The organism is Microbacterium keratanolyticum, assembly GCF_016907255.1.
Classification (GTDB): domain Bacteria; phylum Actinomycetota; class Actinomycetes; order Actinomycetales; family Microbacteriaceae; genus Microbacterium; species Microbacterium keratanolyticum.
In genome coordinates this window covers 133,799-154,893 of the sequence record NZ_JAFBBQ010000001.1, presented here as the reverse complement: position 1 = coordinate 154,893, position 21,095 = coordinate 133,799, and the positions used below count along the sequence as shown (strand labels likewise).

Annotated in this window: 22 protein-coding genes, 2 tRNA genes and 1 pseudogene; 14 read left to right on the top strand and 11 right to left on the bottom strand. The window is 66.7% G+C overall.

The window, feature by feature from the left end; translation table 11 throughout:
• Positions 1–3 precede the first annotated feature (3 nt).
• Together JOD62_RS00775 and mnmA are read left to right on the top strand one after the other, a co-directional pair.
• A complete protein-coding gene (locus JOD62_RS00775; protein WP_204937440.1) occupies positions 4–1,179 on the top strand; it encodes a cysteine desulfurase family protein in 1,176 nt (391 codons plus the stop codon).
• A gap of 10 nt (positions 1,180–1,189) precedes the next feature.
• Positions 1,190–2,287 carry a tRNA 2-thiouridine(34) synthase MnmA gene (gene mnmA, locus JOD62_RS00770; protein WP_204937439.1) on the top strand — a complete coding sequence of 366 codons (1,098 nt, stop codon included), beginning with the start codon at positions 1,190–1,192 and terminating at the stop codon, positions 2,285–2,287.
• Here mnmA and JOD62_RS00765 read toward each other — a convergent pair.
• On the bottom strand, positions 2,254–3,102 hold the full coding sequence (locus JOD62_RS00765; protein WP_204937438.1) for an aminoglycoside phosphotransferase family protein: 849 nt from the start codon (positions 3,100–3,102) through the stop codon (positions 2,254–2,256). The two genes, mnmA and JOD62_RS00765, sit on opposite strands and share 34 nt — an antisense overlap.
• Before the next feature lie 72 nt (positions 3,103–3,174).
• On the opposite strand from JOD62_RS00765, the gene ligA reads away from it, so the two are divergent.
• Both ligA and JOD62_RS00755 read left to right on the top strand, forming a co-directional pair.
• Positions 3,175–5,493, top strand: coding sequence for an NAD-dependent DNA ligase LigA (gene ligA / locus JOD62_RS00760; protein WP_204937437.1), 2,319 nt, complete (start codon positions 3,175–3,177; stop codon positions 5,491–5,493).
• Positions 5,486–6,019: an AAA family ATPase gene (locus JOD62_RS00755; RefSeq protein WP_204937436.1), complete on the top strand. Its 534-nt coding sequence runs from the start codon at positions 5,486–5,488 to the stop codon at positions 6,017–6,019. The genes ligA and JOD62_RS00755 overlap by 8 nt, the downstream gene beginning before the upstream one ends.
• 64 nt (positions 6,020–6,083) lie before the next feature.
• Here the strand turns inward: JOD62_RS00755 and JOD62_RS00750 are convergent, their stop codons facing one another.
• Together JOD62_RS00750 and JOD62_RS00745 are read right to left on the bottom strand one after the other, a co-directional pair.
• Complete coding sequence (locus JOD62_RS00750) at positions 6,084–7,949, bottom strand: DEAD/DEAH box helicase (protein ID WP_407666019.1); 1,866 nt, start codon at positions 7,947–7,949, stop codon at positions 6,084–6,086.
• A 45-nt stretch (positions 7,950–7,994) separates the two neighbouring features.
• Entirely contained in the window at positions 7,995–9,698 is a 1,704-nt protein-coding gene (locus tag JOD62_RS00745) for a long-chain-fatty-acid--CoA ligase (RefSeq protein ID WP_204937435.1), read from the bottom strand.
• Positions 9,699–9,752: 54 nt separating this feature from the next.
• Here JOD62_RS00745 and gatC point away from each other — a divergent pair, with 54 nt between their 5' ends.
• From gatC to JOD62_RS00720, 6 genes are all read left to right on the top strand, one after another.
• Positions 9,753–10,052, top strand: coding sequence for an Asp-tRNA(Asn)/Glu-tRNA(Gln) amidotransferase subunit GatC (gene gatC / locus JOD62_RS00740; RefSeq protein WP_204937434.1), 300 nt, complete (start codon positions 9,753–9,755; stop codon positions 10,050–10,052).
• On the top strand, positions 10,049–11,566 hold the full coding sequence (gene gatA, locus JOD62_RS00735) for an Asp-tRNA(Asn)/Glu-tRNA(Gln) amidotransferase subunit GatA (protein ID WP_204937433.1): 1,518 nt from the start codon (positions 10,049–10,051) through the stop codon (positions 11,564–11,566). Before gatC ends, gatA begins: the two co-directional genes overlap by 4 nt.
• A complete protein-coding gene (gene gatB, locus JOD62_RS00730; RefSeq protein ID WP_204937432.1) occupies positions 11,566–13,080 on the top strand; it encodes an Asp-tRNA(Asn)/Glu-tRNA(Gln) amidotransferase subunit GatB in 1,515 nt (504 codons plus the stop codon). The genes gatA and gatB overlap by 1 nt, the downstream gene beginning before the upstream one ends.
• A gap of 138 nt (positions 13,081–13,218) precedes the next feature.
• On the top strand, positions 13,219–14,472 hold the full coding sequence (gene dinB, locus JOD62_RS00725) for a DNA polymerase IV (protein ID WP_204937431.1): 1,254 nt from the start codon (positions 13,219–13,221) through the stop codon (positions 14,470–14,472).
• A 51-nt stretch (positions 14,473–14,523) separates the two neighbouring features.
• Complete coding sequence (locus JOD62_RS14775) at positions 14,524–14,859, top strand: hypothetical protein (protein WP_239526503.1); 336 nt, start codon at positions 14,524–14,526, stop codon at positions 14,857–14,859.
• Positions 14,843–15,427, top strand: a complete 585-nt coding sequence (locus tag JOD62_RS00720; RefSeq protein WP_271171576.1) for a nucleoside/nucleotide kinase family protein — start codon at positions 14,843–14,845, stop codon at positions 15,425–15,427. The genes JOD62_RS14775 and JOD62_RS00720 overlap by 17 nt, the downstream gene beginning before the upstream one ends.
• Positions 15,428–15,430: 3 nt before the next feature.
• Here JOD62_RS00720 and JOD62_RS00715 read toward each other — a convergent pair whose 3' ends face one another.
• The 6 genes and pseudogenes from JOD62_RS00715 to JOD62_RS00690 all read right to left on the bottom strand — a co-directional run bounded on the left by JOD62_RS00715 (position 15,431) and on the right by JOD62_RS00690 (position 18,025).
• The gene (locus tag JOD62_RS00715; RefSeq protein WP_204937429.1) at positions 15,431–15,916 is read right to left on the bottom strand and encodes a DUF2017 family protein; all 486 of its coding nucleotides are present in this window, start codon (positions 15,914–15,916) and stop codon (positions 15,431–15,433) included.
• Complete coding sequence (gene clpS / locus JOD62_RS00710; protein WP_204937428.1) at positions 15,913–16,221, bottom strand: ATP-dependent Clp protease adapter ClpS; 309 nt, start codon at positions 16,219–16,221, stop codon at positions 15,913–15,915. The genes JOD62_RS00715 and clpS overlap by 4 nt, the downstream gene beginning before the upstream one ends.
• Positions 16,218–16,592 carry a metallopeptidase family protein gene (locus JOD62_RS00705; protein ID WP_204940000.1) on the bottom strand — a complete coding sequence of 125 codons (375 nt, stop codon included), beginning with the start codon at positions 16,590–16,592 and terminating at the stop codon, positions 16,218–16,220. The genes clpS and JOD62_RS00705 overlap by 4 nt, the downstream gene beginning before the upstream one ends.
• 96 nt (positions 16,593–16,688) lie before the next feature.
• Positions 16,689–17,078 (bottom strand): annotated as a pseudogene (locus tag JOD62_RS00700) (GNAT family N-acetyltransferase); the annotation flags it as partial.
• A 64-nt stretch (positions 17,079–17,142) separates the two neighbouring features.
• On the bottom strand, positions 17,143–17,340 hold the full coding sequence (locus tag JOD62_RS00695; protein ID WP_204937427.1) for a DUF6458 family protein: 198 nt from the start codon (positions 17,338–17,340) through the stop codon (positions 17,143–17,145).
• Between the two features lie 133 nt (positions 17,341–17,473).
• Positions 17,474–18,025, bottom strand: coding sequence for a PadR family transcriptional regulator (locus JOD62_RS00690; protein ID WP_204937426.1), 552 nt, complete (start codon positions 18,023–18,025; stop codon positions 17,474–17,476).
• Between the two features lie 74 nt (positions 18,026–18,099).
• On the opposite strand from JOD62_RS00690, the gene JOD62_RS00685 reads away from it, so the two are divergent.
• Positions 18,100–19,131: a serine hydrolase domain-containing protein gene (locus tag JOD62_RS00685; protein WP_204937425.1), complete on the top strand. Its 1,032-nt coding sequence runs from the start codon at positions 18,100–18,102 to the stop codon at positions 19,129–19,131.
• 6 nt (positions 19,132–19,137) lie between these two features.
• On the opposite strand, the gene JOD62_RS00680 is transcribed toward JOD62_RS00685, so the two are convergent.
• Positions 19,138–19,210: transfer RNA gene (locus tag JOD62_RS00680), tRNA-Arg, on the bottom strand.
• A gap of 57 nt (positions 19,211–19,267) precedes the next feature.
• Here JOD62_RS00680 and orn point away from each other — a divergent pair.
• The 3 genes from orn (at position 19,268) to JOD62_RS00665 (ending at position 20,737) form a co-directional block, all read left to right on the top strand.
• A complete protein-coding gene (orn, locus tag JOD62_RS00675; protein WP_204937424.1) occupies positions 19,268–19,894 on the top strand; it encodes an oligoribonuclease in 627 nt (208 codons plus the stop codon).
• 36 nt (positions 19,895–19,930) lie between these two features.
• Positions 19,931–20,006, top strand: a tRNA-His gene (locus JOD62_RS00670).
• 101 nt (positions 20,007–20,107) lie between these two features.
• The gene (locus JOD62_RS00665; protein WP_204937423.1) at positions 20,108–20,737 is read left to right on the top strand and encodes a LysE family transporter; all 630 of its coding nucleotides are present in this window, start codon (positions 20,108–20,110) and stop codon (positions 20,735–20,737) included.
• On the opposite strand, the gene JOD62_RS00660 is transcribed toward JOD62_RS00665, so the two are convergent.
• Positions 20,734–21,006 (bottom strand): hypothetical protein, encoded by a 273-nt coding sequence (locus JOD62_RS00660; RefSeq protein WP_204937422.1) that lies wholly within the window; start codon positions 21,004–21,006, stop codon positions 20,734–20,736. The two genes, JOD62_RS00665 and JOD62_RS00660, sit on opposite strands and share 4 nt — an antisense overlap.
• Positions 21,007–21,095: the final 89 nt, after the last annotated feature.

The window sequence follows — 21,095 nt, the reverse complement described above, 5'->3', positions numbered from 1 at the left end:
AGGGTGACCATCTACCTCGACCACGCGGCAACGACACCGCTCCGGCCCGGCGCGGCGAACGCCTGGCTGGAGGCGCAGGCGATCGTCGGGAACGCCTCGTCGACGCACGGTGCGGGGCAGGCCGTGCGCCGCCTGCTGGAAGAGTCTCGCGAGCGCATCGCCGCCGTGCTCGACTGCGAGCCGATCGAAGTCGTCTTCACTTCGGGGGGAACCGAGGCGATCAACCTTGCGCTCACGGGCCTCTGGCGACAGCGCGCAGAGGGACGCGACGCGATCGTGATGCCGGATGGCGAGCATCACGCCACACTCGACACGGTGATAGCGCTCGCCGCGACGGGTTCGCAGGTTCGCTCCGTTCCGCTGGATCTCGAGGGACACATTCGCGTTGACGCCTTCGCTGAGGCACTGCCCGGTGCGGCCTTCGCAACGGCGCTGCTCGCGAACAACGAGGTCGGCACCGTCAACGATGCGGGCGGGCTCAGTCGCTCGGCCGCCGAGAACGATGTGCCTTTCCACCTGGATGCCGTCGCCGCCTTCGGACACCTGCCGGTGTCGTTCCGAGAGTTGCGCGGTGCAGCGCCCGGGGGAGTGGGCCTCGTGGCGCTGAGTGTCGCCGGACACAAGATCGGCGCCCCGGTCGGCACGGGTGCGCTCGTCGTCGCGCGCAGTGCGCGGCTCGCACCGCTCCTGCACGGTGGCGGCCAGCAGCGCGGGCTGCGGCCCGGAACTCAGGATGTCGCCGGTGCTGCGTCCTTCGCCGTGGCCGCAGAAGAGGCCGAGGCCGAGCGTGAACTGGAGGCCGCACGACTCGCTGCCCTGCGAACAGCGTTGGCCGATGGCATCCGCGCGCGCATTCCTCAGGTCGAACTGCTGGGAGATCCCGAGCACCGGATCCCGGGCAACGTGCATCTTCTTTTTCCCGGCGCCGTGAGTGAGAGCCTGCTCTTCCTGCTCGATCAGTCGGGCATCTCGGCATCTGCAGGATCGGCCTGTCAGGCGGGGGTGGCGGAGCCATCGCACGTCGTGCAGGCACTGGGTCGGTCGGAAGCGGATGCCCGAAGCGTCGTGCGCTTCACGCTGGGGTACACGTCGACGGCGGACGATATCGAGCGCGTGCTCGCGGTGATCGCGGATGCCTATGCCCGCGCATCCGGGTCCCGCACGGGTTCACGCTCGTAGACTGGTATCCATGCGAATTCTGGCGGCGATGAGCGGTGGCGTGGACTCCGCCGTGGCGACGGCACGTGCGGTCGAGGCGGGGCACGAGGTCGTCGGCGTGCACCTCGCGCTCTCGCGAGCGGGCGGCACGCTGCGCACCGGCAGCCGTGGCTGCTGCACGATCGAAGATGCGATGGATGCTCGTCGCGCGGCTGATCTGCTCGGCATCCCGTTCTACGTCTGGGACTTCTCGGAGCGCTTCCGCGACGACGTCATCGAAGACTTCATCTCCGAGTACAAAGCCGGTCGCACGCCGAACCCCTGCCTGCGCTGCAACGAGAAGATCAAGTTCGCGGCTCTCCTGGAGCGGGCGATCGAGCTCGGATTCGATGCCGTCTGCACCGGCCACTACGCCACACTCGTGAACGGCGAGGGCGGCCTCGAGCTGCACCGCGCCTCCGACGCGGCGAAGGACCAGTCCTACGTGCTGGGCGTCCTCAACGCAGACCAGCTCGCACACACCTACTTCCCGCTCGGTGCCACGCCCTCCAAGGCGCTTGTGCGCGCCGAGGCGGAGGCGCGCGGTCTGAGCGTCGCCCAGAAGCCCGACAGTCACGACATCTGCTTCATTCCCGACGGAGACACCCGCGGGTGGCTGGCGGAGAAGGTCGGTGCGGAGCAGGGCGAGATCGTGGATCGCACGGGCGCGGTCGTGGGCACACACGAGGGCGCGCACGCGTTTACGGTGGGGCAGCGTCGCGGACTCAAGCTCGGCATCCCGGCGGACGACGGCAAGCCGCGCTTCGTGCTCGAGGTGCGTCCCGTGTCGAACACCGTCGTCGTCGGGCCCAAGGAAGCCCTCGCGATCGCGGAGATCTCGGGGGAGCGGTTCTCCTGGGCTGGTCCCGCCCCGACGGAGAGCGAGTTCGCCTGCCATGTGCAGATCCGCGCACACGCGGAGCCCGTTCCTGCGGTCGCCTCCGTGACGGAGACGGGAGTCCGGGTGATTCCGGAGGCGCCGCTGGACGGCGTGGCTCCTGGGCAGTCGGCCGTGATCTACGTCGGCACGCGCGTGCTGGGGCAGTTCACGATCGATCACACGGTCTCGGCGGTCCCCGCCGGCGTCTGACCCGGTTCGTCGGCGAGCATCCGCAGCACCCGTTCGGCCTGCGCTTCGGTTGTACCCGGGGGATTTCGCAGGAAGCCGCTGTTACCTGGCAGCAGCATGAGGAGCCAGAAGATCGCCCAATGGCACCGCCAATGGGCGAAGCGCTCCTTCTCGTCCTTCGTGAGTCCGACAGCCTCGACGAGGGTGTCCGCGTCGTAGACATCGCGACCTGCGAGGTGCTCGACATGGTCGGCGAGCTCGAACGCGGGTTCGGACAGGCCGCCGTCCTCGAAGTCGACGAGACGACAGACGCTGCCGTCCCAGAGAACATTCGCGGGGTTGAGATCTGCGATGCCGAGGACGGACAGCTGTGCGGGGACCTGGGGTGTGTCTGCCAGCCACTGTCGTGAGGCGCGCAGTGCACGCTCGACCAGTTGCGGGTGCTGGCATTCCTTGAGATCGTAGGGGCCGGTCGCCCACTGGCGCAGCTCGGTCCTGAGTGAGGAGGGGCCGAGGCGGCGTTCTCCCAGGTCGAGCGCCTGCGCGGCGGACAGTGGCACGCTGTACAGTCGTCGCAGTGCGCGCCCCAGGCTTGTCGTCTGCGCGCCGTTCAGGGGAGTGGCCCCCAGGGGTTCGCCGGCGAGTCGCTCCATGACGATCGTGGGTGCGCCGTCGAGCCTCCCGCGGCGCAGAGGGCGGGGCGCGAGACCCGGCGCATGCTCCGCGAGAACCGTCAGACAGGCCCACTCACGGTCGGGCTCCCGATCAGACCACGTGCGGTATCGCTTGCGCGCCTCGGTCGCAGTGAACGTCAGCTCGTGGGTGTGGGTCGTCACGATGCCACTGTATGCGGCGGAGGGCGCCTGCGGCGCCCTGGCGATGTCGGAGCCCGCTCGTAGACTTGCAGAGTGCCGGACTACATCTCACTGGAAGACGCCCGTGTCGAGGCCGACGAGCTGACCACTCGCATCCTCGAGGCGAAGGACGCGTACTACGGGCGCGATACGTCCGTCGTCGACGACGCCACCTATGACGGATGGATGCACCGGCTCGAAGAGCTGGAGCGTCTCCACCCCGAGCTTCAGGGACAGGACTCACCCACGCAGATGGTGGGCGCGGCACAGGCCACGGGACTCGACACGATCGAGCATGCCGAGCGGATGCTGAGCCTCGACAACGTCTTCTCGCTCGACGAGCTGCGTGACTGGGCCGCCAAGACGCGGGCCGCGGCGGGGCGCGATGTCGCCTGGCTGACCGAGCTGAAGATCGACGGCCTCGCCATCAACCTCCGCTACGAGAACGGTGTGCTGACCTCCGCGGCGACCCGCGGCGACGGGCGTGTGGGCGAGATCGTCACCGAGAACGCCTTGCGTCTGCCTGAGATCCCGCAGCGACTTGCTGGCACAGGACACCCCGAGATCGTCGAGGTGCGCGGCGAGGTGTTCATCCCTGTCGCCGCCTTCGAGCGGCTCAATGCAGCGCAGGCCGATTTCCGTGAGCGCGCCTACGCCGACGCCCTGATCCGCTGGGAGGCGCGCACAGGCAGCAAGCAGCCCTTCGACGAAGAGAAGGCACGTGCAGCAGCCGCGAGGCGTTTCCCCTCGTTCGCGAACCCGCGAAACGCGGCGAGTGGCGGACTCCGACAGCAACTCGACAAGAAAGACGGCCTCGAGCTCGAAGCGGGTCTGCTGCGCGTCGCCTCTCTCGCGCTCTATGTGCACGGCATCGGCGCGTGGCCGAATCCTCCGGTCGCCGCGCAGAGTGAGGTCTATGACCTTCTGGTCGAGTGGGGGCTTCCGGCTAGCCCCCACACCAAGGTCTGCCACACGATCGACGAGGTGGCCGACTTCGTCGCCTACTTCGGCGAGCACCGGCACGACATCGAGCACGAGCTGGACGGCATCGTGGTCAAGGTCGATGAGCTCGCGCTGCACTATGAGCTCGGAATGACGAGTCGCGCACCGCGCTGGGCGATCGCCTACAAGTATCCGCCCGAAGAGGTGCAGACCACGCTGCTCGACATCGTCGTCTCCGTGGGGCGCACCGGACGCGCGACGCCGTTCGCCGTGATGGCACCCGCGCACGTCGCAGGCAGCGTCGTCCGTCAGGCCACGCTCCACAACAAAGACGTGGTGAAGGCTAAGGGCGTGCTGATCGGCGACACAGTCGTGCTGCGCAAGGCTGGGGACGTCATTCCCGAGGTCCTCGGTCCTGTCGTCGAGAAGCGCGACGGCACCGAGCGCGAGTTCGTGATGCCGACCGAGTGCCCGGAGTGCGGCGCGACATTGCGTCCCATGAAAGAGGGTGACATCGACCTGCGCTGCCCGAACGCGCGCTCCTGCCCTGCGCAGGTGCGCGGGCGCGTCGAGCACATCGGATCACGCGGCGCGCTCGATGTCGAGGCGCTCGGAGAGGTCACAGCCGCGGCGTTGACGCAGCCGACGTCCCCCGCTGTTCCGCCGCTCGAAACGGAAGCCGGGCTCTTCGGACTGACTCTGGAGCAGCTTGTGCCGATCGAGCTCTTCGTGCGGGACGCGGAGACGGGTCTTCCGAAGCAGGACGAAGACGGGATCGTCAAGACCCGTGCGCCCTTCCGTCGCAACCCGACCTCCGCCGAGAAGAAGTCGGGGCTCGAAGGCCCCCAGCCGTCGTCTCAAGCGATCACGCTGCTGGCTGAGCTTGAGAAAGCGAAGACCAAGGAGCTCTGGCGCCTGCTGGTCTCGTTGAACATCCGGCACGTGGGCCCGGTCGCCGCGCGTGCACTCGCCCAGTGGTTCGGCTCGCTGGATGCGATCCGTGCCGCATCGCGGGATGAGCTTGCCGCGGTCGAGGGCGTCGGCGGGATCATCGCGGATTCGCTCCTCGACTGGTTCGAGGTCGACTGGCACCAGGAGATCATCCAGAAGTGGGCGGATGCCGGCGTGCAGTGGGCCACGCCCGGTCATCCCGGGCCTGGTGCCGCAACCGCTGAAGGCGGTGTGCTCGACGGCCTCACCGTCGTCGCAACTGGCTCGCTCGACGGCTACACCCGCGAGGGTGCGCAGGAGGCCATCATCAAGGCCGGCGGCAAAGCGGCATCCAGTGTCTCGAAGAAGACAGATTTCGTCGCCGCTGGTCCCGGCGCGGGATCGAAGCTCGCGAAGGCCGAAGAGCTGGGGGTCCGGATCCTCGACGCCGCCCAGTTCCACGTGCTCGTCACCGAAGGGCCCGACGCGCTGGATGCCTGATCGACTGATCGTCATCAACGGCATGGCCGGTTCAGGCAAGACGACGCTCGCCCGGCCTCTCGCCGCAGCGCTCGGCGTGCCATTGATTGCGAAGGATGCGATCAAGGAAGCCTTGGGCGATGCGGTGAGCGTTTCGCTGCCGACGCGCAGCATCGGTGCGCTTGCGACCGACGCACTCTGGAGGATCGTCGGAATGCTGGACGGCACGGTGATGGTCGAGTCCGTCTGGCTCACGGGACGCGACGAAGAGTGGTTCCGCCGCGGCTGGGAATCGGTGGGTGCCCCGCGCGGAATCGAGCTCTGGTGCTCGGCGCCACATGAGGTGATGCGCGAGCGATTCCTCACGAGGGTGCGGCATGCGGTGCATGATGACGCGTCACGTATCGACGACTGGGAAGCTGCAGCGCGCGTCGCCGCACCGATCACCGGACTCACGACGCTTCACGTCGATACGTCGCAGCCGGTCGACATCGGGCGACTCGCTGCGCACGTGAGACAGACGCTGGAATCCGATACGCACGCGTGAAGGAATGAGGGCCGCACCGGATCGGTGCGGCCCTCACTCCTTGTCCGCGCGGGGACCGGGGGAGTCAGTACTTGTGGCGCGGCTTGCGTGCCGGGCGGTCGTCGCCGCCGTCACGCGAGGGACGGTCGTAGCGCGGGCGCTCACGACGTTCGCCGTATCGGTCACCGCCGCGATCGCCGTCACGGTAGCTTCCCTCGCGGCCACCGCTGCGACGTGCGCCGGGTCCGCGGTCGGGCTTGATCTCGATGAGTCGACCCGAGATGCGGGTGTCGCGCAGCTTGTCGAGGACCGCAGGATCCATGTTGGTCGGAAGCTCCACCACGGAGAAGTCCGGGCGGATGTTGATCGCTCCGAAGTCGTCACGCCCGAGGCCGCCCTCGTTCGCGAGTGCCCCGACGATCTGGCGCGGCTCGACGCGGTGACGACGACCGACCTCGATGCGGTACGCGGTGTAGTCGCCACGTCCGCGACGCTCGGTGCGCGGCTCACGCGTTCCGCGGTCCCCGCGGTCGTTGCGTTCACGCGGCGGACGGTTGTCGAACTCCACCGCGCGGGCAAGCGGGTCGTCCGCCGGGTCGAGGAGCAACGGCTTGTCGCCCTGTGCGACGACCGCGAGGGCAGCGGCCACGTCGGCCTCGGGCACGTCGTGGTTGCGCACGTAGTGGGCGATGACATCGCGGAACTTCTCGATGCGTGCCGTCTCAGCGAGCGCTGTGGTGATCGCGTCGTCGAAGCGCGCGAGGCGGGTCGTGTTGACGTCTTCTGTGCTCGGCAGCTGCATCTGTGTCGGCTGCTGGCGTGTGGCCTTTTCGATGTGCTTCAGGAGGTAGCGCTCGCGCGGCGTGATGAAGCTGATCGCGTCACCCGTGCGCCCGGCGCGCCCGGTGCGGCCGATGCGGTGCACGTAGGACTCGGTGTCGGTGGGGATGTCGAAGTTGACGACGTGGCTGATGCGCTCGACGTCGAGACCGCGAGCGGCGACATCAGTGGCGACGAGGATGTCGAGCTTGCCGTCCTTGAGCTGGTTGACACTGCGTTCGCGCTGGACCTGCGGGACGTCGCCGTTGATGGCGGCTGCAGAGTAGCCACGGGCGCGCAGCTTCTCGGCGAGCGTCTCGGTCTCGTTCTTGGTGCGAACGAAGACGATCATGCCGTCGAAGTTCTCGACCTCGAGGATGCGGGTGAGCGCATCGACCTTCTGCGCGTACGACACCACGAGGTAGCGCTGGGTGATGTTCGTGTTCGTCGCGGTCTTGGATTTGATCGTGATCTCTTCCGGGTCACGCAGGTACTGCTGCGCGAGCCGGCGGATCTGCGGCGGCATCGTCGCGGAGAAGAGGGCGACCTGCTTCTCGACGGGCGTCTGGGCGAGGATCTGCTCGACGTCTTCCGCAAAGCCCATCTTGAGCATCTCGTCGGCCTCGTCCAGCACGAGGTACTTGAGCTCGGACAGATCGAGGGTGCCCTTGGCGAGGTGGTCCATGATGCGTCCGGGCGTGCCGACGATCACGTGCACGCCGCGGCGGAGCGCCGACAGCTGGACGCCGTATCCCTGGCCGCCGTACACGGGCAGCAGATGCACACCGCGCATGTGGGTCGCGTAGGCCTCGAACGCCTCCGAGACCTGGAGGGCGAGCTCACGCGTGGGAGCGAGGACGAGGGCCTGCGGCGTCTTCTGCGAGACGTCGAGACGCTCGAGGACAGGCAGCGCGAACGCTGCGGTCTTGCCGGTTCCGGTCTGCGCCATGCCCACGACATCGCGGCCGGACAGGAGCGTCGGGATGGTCGCCGCCTGGATGGGCGATGGCGTCTCGTAGCCGAGATCGCGAATGGCCTTGAGGACAGACCCGGTGATGCCGAGCTCCTCGAATCCGGGGGTCACGGGGGTCACCGAGGGGTCTTCGGTCTGCACTGCATCTTCAGGGGTCACTTCCCAAGGGTAGCGCTCCGAAGACCCTCTCTGCTGTCCGTGCGGTCAGGAACCGGTCGTGAGGGCGAGCAGGCGCTCGCGAACCTGTCGACGCAGCACCTTCCCGATGAGGGATTTGGGCAGCTCGTCGACGACGAAGAGACGGCGCGGGACCTTGTAGGGCGTCAGGATGCCACGGGCGAACTCACGGATCGCCTCGACATCAATGTCCGCGCCGGATTCGACGACGATCGCGGCGACGACCTCCTCGCCGGAATGCTCGCTCGGCAGGCCGACGACGGCGGCATCGATCACCTGAGGGTGCTGGCGCAGGGCGTTCTCGACCTCGGTCGGAGCCACGTTGAAGCCGCCCGTGATGATGAGCTCCTTGATGCGATCGACGATCCGCACGAAGCCGGCGTCGTCGATCGTGACGATGTCGCCGGTGCGATACCAGCCGTCGACGAAGACCGCTTCGGTCTCCTCCGGCTTGCCGTAGTAGCCGGAGAACACCTGCGGTCCACGCACGATGAGTTCGCCCGCAGATCCCGGCTCGACATCGACGGCGGGGTTCTCCGGGTCGACGACCCGACATTCCGTGCCGGGCAGGGGAAGACCGACGGTTCCCGGCACGCGGTTGTCGGCGACCGGGTTGGCCATGAGCACGGGGGAGCACTCGCTGAGTCCGTAGCCCTCGACGAGGAACCCTCCGGAGGCCTTCTCGAACGGAACGACGAGTTCGTGCGGCAGTGCCATCGCTCCGGAGATTGCGACCTCGGTGCCCGCGAGTGACACACCCTTCTCCTTCGCTGCGGCGAGCAGACGATCGGCGATCGGCGGCACGAGCGGCAGGAAGGTGGCCGGATGCTTCTTCATGACGGCAAGCACCAGATCAGGGTCGAACTTCGGGAACAGCACGAGACGGGCGCCCATGGACATGGCGAAGGTGAGGCACAGGGTCAGCCCGTAGGCGTGGAACATGGGGAGTACGGCGTAGACGACGCATCCGTTCCCCCGCGTGATCGAGGGAACCCAGGCTTGCGCTTGCGCGGCATTGGCGAGCAGGTTGCGGTGTGTCAGCGACGCGCCCTTGGGGGTGCCGGTGGTTCCCGAGGTGTACTGGATGATCGCGAGGTCGTCTGTCTGCGGACGCGGATGCGAGGCGGGGAGCGGCTCGGACGCGAGGAGCGTCTCCCACGATGTGGCGTCGCGCACGGCGGTCGTCAGCGCGGCGCGGGACTCGCGGGCCTTTGCGATGGGGAGTCGGAGCGCGACGCGCGTCGCGAAGGGCATCGCGCGGGTGACGTCGACGGAGATGAGGTTGCGCACCGCGAGGTCATCGGGGAATTCCTGCACGGTCTCGACGACCTTGCTCCACACGATCGCGTGCGTCGCGCCGTGGTCTTCGAACTGCTTGCGCAGCTCGCGGGGGGTGTAGAGCGGGTTGTGCTCGACGACGACGGCGCCCAGCCGGAGGACGGCATAGAACGCGATGATGTGCTGGGGGCAGTTGGGCAGCACGATCGCGACGGGGTCGCCAGCGCGCACACCGCGATCACGAAGACCGGCGGCCGCGCGGTCGATGGCCTCCTGCATGTCCCGGTAGCTCGTCGTCCGACCGAAGAACTCCAACGCCGGAGCATCCGGATAGTCGCGCACCGAGGCGTCGACGATGTCGATCAGTGAGCCGGTCACCTCGGCGAGATCCGAGGGCACACCCGCCGCGTAGCTGGCGATCCAGGGGCGAGGCGGGTCGTACGTCGTCGTCATGTGACCAGCCTATTCCGCGACAGGAGGAGCACGTGCGCTGAGTAGACTGGGGCGGTGTCTGAAATCACCCCTGAACTCGTGCGTCATCTCGGCGTGCTCGCGCGTATCCAGCTCGACGATGCGGAGGTGACTCAGCTCACCGGGCAGCTCGACGCGATCGTCGACAACATCGCCAAGGTGTCTGAGGTCGCGACCGCTGACGTCGTTGCGACGAGCCACCCGATCCCCATGCAGAACGTCTTCCGCCCCGATGTGGTCGGCCAGCCGCTGACCCCGGAGCAGGCGCTGCAGAACGCGCCGGACTCGGCAGACGGGCGCTTCCGCGTGACCGCGATTCTGGGAGAAGAGCAGTGAGCGACATCATCCGCTGGTCAGCTGCAGAGCTGGCCGAGAAGCTTTCCGCCGGCGAGGTCTCGAGTGTCGAGGCCACACAGGCGCACCTCGACCGCATCGCCGCCGTCGAGCCTCAGGTCAACGCCTTCCTGCACGTGCACGAGGGTGCGCTCGCGGCTGCTGCCGATGTCGATCGTCGTCGAGCCGCGGGCGAAGAGCTCGGCCCGGTCGCTGGCGTCCCGATCGCGATCAAGGACGTGCTCGTCACGACCGATCAGCCCTCGACCAGCGGCTCGAAGATCCTTGAGGGATACATGTCGCCGTTCGATGCGACCGTCGTCGCCCGTGCGCGCGCTGCCGGCCTCGTGCCGCTCGGCAAGACGAACATGGACGAGTTCGCGATGGGATCGTCGACGGAGTTCTCGGCCTACGGTCCGACGCACAACCCCTGGGACCTCGACCGCATCCCGGGCGGTTCCGGTGGTGGATCGGCTGCGGCCGTCGCCGCGTTCGAGGCGCCCCTCGCGCTCGGATCTGACACGGGCGGATCGATCCGCCAGCCCGCGCACGTGACCGGCACCGTGGGCGTCAAGCCCACCTATGGCGGTGTCAGCCGCTACGGCTCGATCGCGCTCGCCTCCAGCCTCGACCAGGTCGGTCCCGTCACCCGCACGGTGCTCGACGCCGGTCTGCTGCACGACATCATCGGTGGGCACGACCCCAAGGATTCCACGTCGATCCCGGACGCGTGGCCGTCGTTCGCCGCCGCCGCCCGCGAGGGCGCACGGGGCGACGTGCTCAAGGGACTCAAGGTCGGCGTCATCCGCGAACTGCCCGATTCGGGTTTCCAGCCCGGTGTGGCCGCATCGTTCCGTGACGCGCTCGCGAAGATGGAGGCGCAGGGCGCAGAGATCGTCGAGATCTCAGCCCCGAACTTCGAGTACGGGGTCGCCGCCTACTATCTGATCCTTCCGGCTGAGGCATCCAGCAACCTGGCGAAGTTCGACTCGGTGCGCTTCGGTCTCCGCGTCACGCCCGACGGCACCCCGACCGTGGAAGACGTCATGTCGGCGACGCGCGACGCGGGCTTCGGTCCCGAGGTCAAGCGCCGCATCATCCTCGGCACCTACGCACTGTCTGCGGGCTACTACGACGCCTACTACGGCAGCGCCCAGAAGGTGCGCACGCTGATCCAGCAGGACTTCGCGAACGCCTTCGCGCAGGTGGACGTCATCGCGACACCGACGGCGCCGACCACGGCGTTCCGTCTTGGCGAGCGTCTCGACGACCCGCTGCAGATGTACCTCAACGATGTCACGACGATCCCCGCGAACCTCGCGGGCGTCCCCGGCATCTCGATCCCGTCGGGTCTCGCATCCGATGACGGTCTGCCCGTCGGCATCCAGTTCCTTGCACCTGCGCGTGAAGATGCACGCCTCTACCGCGTCGGCGCTGCTCTGGAGACGGTGCTCGAAGACGCCTGGGGTGGACCACTGCTGAACCGTGCCCCCGAGCTCCTGGGAGGAAAGCGCTGATGGCCGCCGTCAAGCTGATGGACTACGACAAGGCCCTTGAGCTGTTCGAGCCCGTGCTCGGCTTCGAGGTGCATGTCGAGCTCAACACCGAGACCAAGATGTTCTCGGATGCCCCCAACCCGGCCAATGAGAAGTACCACGCGGCCGAGCCGAACACGCTGATCGCGCCCGTCGACATGGGCCTGCCCGGCTCACTCCCCGTCGTCAATGAGACGGCCGTGCGCTCGTCGATCAGCCTCGGTCTCGCACTGGGCTGCGAGATCGCCGAGTCGAGCCGCTTCGCGCGCAAGAACTACTTCTACCCGGACCTGGGCAAGAACTATCAGATCTCTCAGTACGACGAGCCGATCGCCTTCGAGGGGTCTGTCGAGGTTGAGCTCGAGGACGGCACGCTCGTGACCATCCCCGTCGAGCGTGCACACATGGAAGAAGACGCGGGCAAGCTCACTCACATGGGTGGGGCCACCGGTCGCATCCAGGGGGCGGAGTACTCGCTCGTCGACTACAACCGTGCCGGTGTGCCGCTCGTCGAGATCGTGACGAAGGTCATCTTCGGCGCCGAGCACCGCGCGCCCGAGTACGCCAAGGCCTACGTCGCCGCGATCCGCGACATCGTGCGCGGCCTCGGCATCTCGGAGGCTCGTCTGGAGCGCGGTAACCTGCGCTGCGATGCGAACGTGTCGCTGCGTCGCCGAGGAGACGAGAAGCTCGGCACCCGCACCGAGACGAAGAACGTCAACTCGATGCGCTCGGTCGAGCGCGCCGTGCGCTACGAGATCCAGCGCCAGGCGCAGATCCTCGCCGACGGCGGAACGATCACGCAGGAGACCCGTCACTGGCACGAAGACACGGGCACGACCTCGCCGGGTCGCCCGAAGTCGGATGCCGATGACTACCGCTACTTCCCGGAGCCCGACCTGCTCCCCGTGCAGCCGTCGCGTGAGTTGGTCGAAGAGCTGCGTGCGGCTCTGCCGGAGCAGCCGATCGCTCGTCGTCGCCGGCTGAAGGCGGACTGGGGGTTCACTGATCTCGAATTCCAGGATGTCCGCAACGGCGGTCTGCTCGACGAGGTCGAGGCGACCATCGCCGCGGGCACTTCTCCTGCCGCAGCTCGCAAGTGGTGGACGGGTGAGATCACCCGCCTCGCCAACGCACAGGAGAAGGCCGCTGCCGACCTGATCAGCCCGGCGAACGTCGCCGCTCTGCAGGGCCTCGTCGACGCGGGAACGCTGACCGACAAGCTCGCCCGCCAGGTGCTCGAAGGCGTCATCGCCGGTGAGGGCACGCCGCAGGAGGTCGTCGACGCCCGCGGTCTCGCGGTCGTCTCGGACGACGGTGCGCTGATCGCGGCGATCGATGAGGCGCTCGCAAGCCAGCCCGACGTGCTCGCCAAGATCAAGGACGGGAAGGTGCAGGCCGCAGGTGCCGTCATCGGCGCTGTGATGAAGGCGATGAAGGGCCAGGCGGATGCCGCGCGCGTCCGTGAGCTGGTCCTGGAGCGTGCCGCGCAGTAAGAGCTGTTGCTTTCGAGACCCCGTTCTCCCCGCTCGTATCCGGAGCTGCTGATGTCGGCAGCTCCGGATACGGCGGTGGAGCGGGGTCTCTGCACGTGAGGGCGGCGCAATGTCGGTGGGGCCGAGGAGAATGGATGCATGGGACGCGGTGACGGCAGTGGGCGCATCGTCTCGCCTCCGGGAGCGGACGATACCGACACGGGAATCCTCCACGTCGACATGGATGCGTTCTATGCCGCTGTGGAGGTGCTCGACGACCCCTCTTTGCGCGGACTTCCTCTGATCATCGGCGCTCCCGACGGGCGATCGGTCGTGTCGAGCGCGTCGTACGAGGCGCGCCGTTTCGGTGTTCGGGCGGCGATGCCGGTCGGCCAGGCCCTGCGTCTGTGTCCGCACGCGAAGATCGTGCCCCCGAATTTTCCGCGCTACCAAGAGATCTCCGCGAACGTCATGGAGATCTTCGAGTCCATCACCCCGCTCGTCGAGCCACTGTCGATCGACGAGGCATTCCTCGATGTGCGGGGCGTGCGCCGGCTCTGGGGGTCGCCGGGCGAGATCGCTCAGCTGATTCGCAGAAGGGTGCAGAGCGAGGTCGGGATCACGTGCAGCGTCGGTGTCGCGAGCACGAAGCACGTCGCCAAGATGGCGTCGACACTCTCCAAACCCGACGGGTTGCTTATCATTCCGGGGGCCGCGACTCAGCGCTTCCTCGACACGCGTCCGGTGCGTGCGATGTGGGGTGTCGGTCCCAAGGCCGCCGAAGCGCTCGAGTCCCGGGGGATCCGCACGATCGCCGATGTCCGCCTGACTGCTCCGGACGTGCTCGAACGTGCGGTGGGCGCCGCATCCGCTGTGCGACTGCAGGCTCTTGCCCGAGGAGAAGACGCGCGTGAGGTGGAGACGACCCGCGTCGAGAAGAGCATCGGGCACGAAGAGACCTTCGATCACGACGTGGACGACAGAGAGTTCCTGCGTTCGGAACTGCTGCGTCTCGCCGACCGCGTCGCGACGCGCCTGCGGCGGGCAGGCTGGGAGGCGGGCGCTGTCGCGATCAAGGTGCGCTTTGCTGATTTCACCACGGTGACGCGCTCACAGACGCTCAGTGAGCCCACCTCTGTGGGGCAGCGCATGGGAGAGCACGCCCAGGGACTGCTTGAGCATGTGCATCGCCGTGACCCGGTGCGGCTCATCGGCGTGCGCGCGGAACGACTTCGCGAGTCCGGTGGCGTGAGCGCGCTCTGGGACGACGATGCCGAATGGCGGCGTATCGAGGGCGCGCTCGACGATGCGCGCGCTCGCTTCGGTGCACGCATGATCACGCGCGCACGGCACGTCGGAACAGGGGAGGGGCGTGGCGCCCCGCAGCATCCGAGAGCCCACGGTCTCGACTGATCATGGTGTCTCGTCGTAGCGGCGAGGCGCACCGTGGGTTAGCGTGGGGGCATGCCTCATATTGCACTTGAGCTTGGCAAGAATGCCGCAGCCTTCGGCGTGAAGAGCGCCTACGCCGAGACCCAGGAGGTGGATGGTGCGGCATTCGCGCCCGTCGCCCTGACGGTCTCGGGCTTCGGTGGCGGCAGCGGTGAAGGCCCGGACGGCACCGGCAGCGGTGAAGGCGCGGGCGGATACGGCGTCGCGATTCCGCTGGGAGTGTATGTCCGTCGCGAAGAGGGCCTGCGCTTTGAGCCGAACTTCGTCTCGCTGCTGGCGGTCGCTGTGCCGTTTGTGTGGGTCACTGGGCGTGCGCTCGCGCGCATCATCCGTGCACTCAAGAAGTAGTCGAGACCCGGTTCGGGAGGCGATCGAGGTCGGTGTCGCGCGTGTGCGCGCGGCCGTCGAGGAGGTCTCTGCCTCCAACGCCGTCGTCGTGATCGACGGGCGCAGTGGCGCCGGAAAGACGACGATCGCGCGGCTTCTGTCCGAATCGTGGCCGCTGCTCGCCCCCGCGCAGACGATCGCCCTCGATTCGATCTATCCAGGCTGGGACGGTCTCGACGAAGGGTCCGAGCGTGCGCGCGAGCTGATCCTGCATCCACACGGACGTGGTCTGCACAGCACGTGGCAGCGGTTCGACTGGGTGGCCGGTGAGTACGCGGAGAGCCATGCGGTCGACCCGAATCGCGGACTGATCGTCGAGGGCAGCGGCATCCTCACGCCTCGTTCGGCACGCCTCGCGGATGTGCGGGTGTGGGTGGAGTCTCCGGATGCTGTGCGTCGCACGCGCGCTCTCACTCGTGACGGCGACACGTATCGGCCGCACTGGGAGCGCTGGGCTCGTCAGGAAGAGCGCCACATCCGCCGCGACGACCCGCGTAGCCTCGCGACGATCGTCATCGACGTGCCGTAGGGCTCAGATCCCCGCTTCCTCCGCAGCATCGAGCAGCGTCTCCAGGCGGTATCCCAGCCAGTTGTAGACTCCGAAGCGCGGATCGTTGGGGTCGTGATCGGCCTCGGTCTCGATCCCGAGGCGTTCGGCGATCACCAACCGCAGTGCGGTGAGCGTGCGCATCCATGAATCCAGCCCTGCGGCGTCGATCTCCAGATCCACCGGGACCAGTTCATGGCCCTCTTCAAGGGGATCGGATGCAGCTGCGGACAGCGAGGCGCGCACCGTGTGCGCATCCGCTTTTCGGCGCCCGCGCAGATCGTCGCTCGTGAGTGCTGCGAACGCGTCGGACGCGGCGATGTCGTCTGGGTAGAGGATCGGCGTCAACCTCTGCACACCGGGGTCAGCGTGGGCGTCCGGATCGTCGAGCAGCTCAGTGAACTGGTCGATGAGGTCGATCAGGTTGCGCGCTTCGATGTGTGCGATCGGAAGCATCAGCGTGTCGCTCATTGGGCGGCCTTTCGGACGGTGGCCCAGAGCCCGAAATCGTGCATGGCCTGTGCGTGCGCCTCCATGGGTTCGCGTGGACCAGTCGCGACGACAGCGTGCCCGTCGTTGTGCACCGAGAGCATGAGGCGTGTCGCATGTTCTCGCGAGTAGCCGAAGTAGGTGCGGAACACGCGTACGACGTAGCTCATGAGGTTGACGGGGTCGTCCCAGACGACGAGCTCCCACGGATGGTCAGGCGCGGCCTGCAGATCGAGGTCCTCCTCGACGTCCGGCACGACCGTGGGCATGGAAGCCAGGGGTGTCATGCCCACCCCATCTCGTGCAGCTGCTCATCGTCGATCCCGAAGTAGTGCGCGATCTCGTGCACGAGAGTCGTGTGGATCTCGTCGCGCAGCTCCTCTTCCGTCGCACACTGGGCGAGGTGCGGTTCGCGGTACAGCACAATGCGATCGGGCAGCTCGCCCATGCCGTAGCCTCCCCGCTCGGTGAGGGCGAGGCCGTCGTAGAGGCCGAGAAGATCGAGAGAGCCGTCTTCGGGGCGATCTTCGACGACGAAGACCACATTCTCCAGGTCCTTAACCATCTCGTCCGGGAGTCTGTCCAGTTCTTCGACGACCATCGCTTCGAAGGCTTCGGCGTCGATGTTCAGCGCGGGGGGAGTGAGGTCAACACGCATCGTGATGCGCGGCCCGAGATCACTGAGGCCGTGACGTCGTTCCTCGGTCATGAGCGCCTCGAAGAAGTCGCCCGGTGGTGTCGCACAGCCGACGAAACCGTGGCGCTCGTAGAACGGCGCATTCCACGGCACATCCTGGTACGTGCGCAGGGTCATGTGCGCGAAGCCGCGTCGTGCTGCTTCGTCGACGGCGGCCTGCAGGAGCGCTGTGCCGTGTCCGCGTCGCTCGTTGTGTGGATGGACGGAGAGCTGCTCCAGGTGCGCGATCTCTTCCGCCGTGATGACGTGCACGAAGCCGACGGCGGGCCCATCCGGCTCTTCTGAGCTGACGAGAAGAAAACCGGGATGGGCGGCACGCTCGTCACCGGAAGCAGCGTCCCATCCGACGTCGCCGAAGAGCGCGTGGAAGCGCTGGTCCGCAGCACGCTCGATTTCAGCGAGGTGTTCAAGATCCCGCGCGGACGCCGGCCGAAGGTGGGTAGCCATATCTTCGATGCTACCCAGCGCAGAGGTGCGCTCGACCGCCGTCCGCGCAGAGCGTCGCGAGTGTCTACTCGATGATGTCCGGCGGCGTGTTCGTGGTGCGGCGACGCGAGTACAGCACCAGCGAGATGAGGAAGATGATGAATCCGGCGCCCATCAGCAGGTAGCCGACGAGGTCGAGGTTGATCCAGTCCACTTCGACGTTGAGCGCGAAGGCGAGGATGGCCCCGAGGACGAAGAGGACGATTCCCGATCCGATTCCCATGTGCTGCTCCTTTTCCCATGCGGCCAAGAGGCCGAGTGTCCGCGCGTGGTGAGCGGGCTGCTGATGAGCATGGCGCAGAGCAGCATCTCGCGACAAGGGGGTATCGCGACGCGCGAGAGAACGGTAATGGGCGTTACGGGGTACGAGGAGTCGTGGGCGCCGCATCAGGGAGTGCAGAGAAGAACTCATGGCCGAACGAGAAAGTGCGCAGGCCGAATTCGAGTGTCTGGCGCTGGTAGAACGCGAGATCCGCGTATTCCTCAGGAATGTAGGTCGCATCCACCAGGGTCGCGAGCTGGGTGAGGCGGGCGTGATCGGCTGCGGCGCGCATTGCGATCCCCGTAAGAATGCCTCTGCGGGTAGAGGAGTCTTCGATGGCACCGAGGAAGTACAACCGCGCAAGTGCGGCGGTTTGCAGGTCGCGCTCCGTGATCGGAGCCGTCATCCAGGACTGGAACGCGGCGCGGCCGCTCGGAGTGATCGAGTAGGTCTTCTTTGCGCGGCCATTGCTGGTGGACTCCTCGCAGGCAACGTGTCCTTCGTCGAGGAGTCGGGTGACGGCGCTGCGCAGTGATCCGAGACTCGCGGAGTAGAAGAGCGAGACGCCTTCTTGAAAGAGCTTGTTGAGGGTGTAGACGGTCTGCGGTCCCACGATCATGAGCAAGCCGAGCACGACGAATGACATGAAGTCTCCCTCAATATTTCTTGACGCTATATTACGAGAAGTAATGTTATCAGTTGAGGAGCAGGAGCCCCGCCATGACCTTTTCCGATCTTGCACGACGTCTCGATCGTCGCCTTGACAGGCTCACCCGTCGACGCGGGGCGCTCGGAGCACCCCAGTTGCGTGTGCAACGTGGCGACGATGTCTATACCTATGGCGACCAGGTGACTCCCTTTCACGGCGCGAGCATTGGCAAGCTCTACACCACCGTCGCCGTCCTGCAGCTCGTCGAGGAGGGGCATATCCGGCTGGACGACGGTATCGATCGGCATGTGGGATCCCAGGAGATCGCTGGCCTGTTTCACGCCGATGCCCCGGCGCCGACGATCTTGCAGCTCCTGTGTCACGAGTCTGGCGCGGATGACTACTACGAGGGCAGGAGCATTTCGGGGCCATCCTTTCGGGAGGTGCTTCGCGCTGATCTGGACCGTGTGTGGCAACCCTCTGAACTTCTCGACTTCGCACGAGAGCGGCAGCGTCCCTTCGCTCGTCCTGGAGAGCGGTTCCGCTACTCCGACACAGGGTTTGCCGTTCTCGGCCGTCTCATTGAGGAGCGAGATGGGCGCCCATATGAGGATGCGGTGCAAACCCGAGTGCTCGATCGTGCGGGGCTGGCGGACTCCTTCCTGCCCGGCTGGCCATTGCGCAACGCGCGCCTGAGTCCGTGCTATCTGGGGAGCGTCGACGTCAGCCAGAAGAACGCGCTGAGCATCGGCTGGGCCGGCGGAGGTGTCGCAGCCACTCCTCAGGGCTTCCTCGACTTCAGTCGCGCTCTGCACGACGGCACGCTCGTATCTGCCGCCCATCGTGGGCTGATGGGCGACGTGCGCAATCGTGTGCGTCCAGGCATCCACTACGGTGTCGGGATGATGGAGCTGAGATTCGGCGGCTTCTCTCCGTTGCTCCGTGGCCTGCCGCGAGTGCGAGGGCACATCGGATCGCTCTCGACCTATCTCTTCCACGATGAGGCGAGTGGCACGCACTTGGCGCTGAACATGCACTCGACTTCGGAGATGGCCAGAGGAGTGCGCACGGTGATCAGCGTCACGCAGGAACTGACAAGGTAGGACGGGTGCCCCCGGCAGGATTCGAACCTGCGACCAAGAGATTAGAAGGCTCCTGCTCTATCCCCTGAGCTACGGAGGCGGGCGCTTCTACGGTAGCGGATCCGGGCGATGTCGGCGTGCTGAGTAGGATTGCGGAATGATCTCCTCGGCAGAAAACGACCGCCTCGTCTGGATCGACTGCGAGATGACGGGACTCGATCTCAGCGTCGATGAGCTCGTCGAGATCGCCGTCGTCGTCACAGATTTCGAGCTGCGGCCACTCGACCCGGGCTTTCAGATCGTGATCAAGGCGAGCGAAACAGCCCTTGGGCAGATGAATGACTTCGTCACCGAGATGCACCGCACCTCTGGTCTGCTCGACGAGATTCCTGGCGGTGTGAGCCTGGCCGAGGCGCAGGAGCAGGTGCTCGCGTACATCCGCCGGTTCGTGCCGCAGGAGCGCAAGGCTCCGCTCGCCGGCAACACGATCGGTACCGACCGGATGTTCCTGGCGAAGTACATGCCCGACATCGATCAGTGGCTGCACTACCGCAACGTGGACGTGTCGAGCATCAAAGAGCTCTCGCGTCGCTGGTACCCGCGCGTCTTCTTCCAGGCGCCGGCAAAAGACGGCGGGCACCGGGCGCTGGCCGACATTCTCGAGTCGATCCGTGAGCTCCAGTACTACCGTCGCGCGGTCTTCGTGCCCGAGCCGGGGCCCACGTCCGATGATGCGAAACAGCTGTCGCAGACCGTTGTGTCAGAGTTCGCCTCAAACGTGTAATAGACTCTTGTTGTTGCCCGCTGAGGTGGGCACATGGTGGGTATAGCTCAGCTGGTAGAGCGCTGGCTTGTGGTGCCGGATGTCGCGGGTTCGAGTCCCGTTACTCACCCCACCTACGAAGGGCCCGAGCGTCATGCTCGGGCCCTTCGGCGTTGATGCACCGCGCCGCCCCGTCGTGCATGGGCGGCGTATTCGCGCGAATACACTGAACGAATGACCTGGACGACATGGCTGTCGCTGCTTGCAGCGTGCCTGGTGATCAGCTTCACGCCAGGGGCGGGCGCGATCAACACGATGTCGAACTCTCTGAATGAGGGATGGCGTCGATCCATCTGGGGCGTGATCGGCCAGCAGCTCGCCCTGATCGTGCACGTCATCATCGTCGCCGCCGGGGTTGGCCTGCTCGTTGCGAAGTCACCGGTGCTCTTCGAGACGATTCGCTATCTCGGTGCCGCTTACCTCGTGTACCTGGGGGTGCGGATGCTGCTGAGCAGGCCGACCGCCGTCGTGCTGGACGGCAGTCAGCTCATCCGCGACCCGGAAGGGGCCTGGTCGATGCTGCGCCGGGGCCTCTGGGTCAACTTGCTCAACCCCAAAGCCATCGTCTTCTTCCTGGCCTTCGTGCCTCAGTTCGTGCGGCTCGACCAGCCGCAGCTGCCGCAGTACGTCATTCTCATTGTGACCGTGATGATCGTGGACGTCATCGTGATGTGGGGGTTCTTCGCGGCCGCGGCGCGGCCATTCCGGCGCCTGACGGCGACGGTGCGTGGTCAGCGAGTGTTGAACAGCGTCTTCGGCGTTCTCTTCATCGGCGTTGCCGTCCTGCTGCTGTTCGTGCACTAGCCGCGCAGCGCGCTCACAGCGTCATCGGGTGACCAGAACTCGCCGATCGAGCGGAAGGTTCCGGTCGCGAGATGCAGGCGCTCGGCGCGGTAGCGCACGCCGAGCGGGTGCCAGAGTGTGCGGAGATGTCCGATGATGCGATCGTGGGCGTCGTGCACGCGCCAGAGGTTCTCGGCGGCGCGAACGAGATGCTCTTTCGGAGAGCGCAGCGCGGGCGTGAGCGTCAGTGCGTCGCTGGGGCTGTGAAGGGTGGTGTGTGTGCGGATCATCGGATTCTCCTTTCGCGCCGAGGCTAAACGGGGCCTCGGACATTCGCCCTGAGGGGCCGAAACCGGCGTAGCGTGGAGATACCGAGAGA